This is a genomic window from Azospirillum oleiclasticum, assembly GCF_013423485.1.
In the GTDB taxonomy this organism is placed as follows: Bacteria; Pseudomonadota; Alphaproteobacteria; order Azospirillales; family Azospirillaceae; genus Azospirillum; species Azospirillum oleiclasticum.
The window spans coordinates 1-347 of record NZ_JABFFR010000091.1 but is presented as its reverse complement, the minus strand read 5'-3'; the positions used below and the strand labels follow the sequence as shown (position 1 = coordinate 347).

Sequence of the window (347 nt, the reverse complement as noted above, 5' to 3'; positions counted from 1 at the left end):
CAAGCGTCACCACATCCGATCCGGAACCGCCGATCAGGCTTTCCAGACCGCCGACGGCGATGGTCGAGCCGCCGTCCGCCAGCGTGATCAGGTCGAAGCCGGCACCGCCGGTCAGCGTCTCCACCGCGCCGACCGTCATGGACGTCCCGGTGTCGCCGATGGTCACCACGTCGTCGCCGGACCCGCCGGTCAGGCTCTCGATCCCGCGCAGCAGCACCGTGTTGCCCGACGAGCCCAGCGTGATCAGGTCGGAACCGGCACCGCCCACCAGGATCTCGACGCCGGTGGTCACCGTCATCGTCGTTCCGGTGTCGCCGGTGATCACCACGTCGGAACCGGAGCCGCCG

General features: G+C 70.0%; 1 pseudogene. It reads right to left on the bottom strand.

What is annotated here, in order from left to right:
• Positions 1-347: pseudogene (locus HL658_RS36350) on the bottom strand (hypothetical protein); the annotation flags it as partial.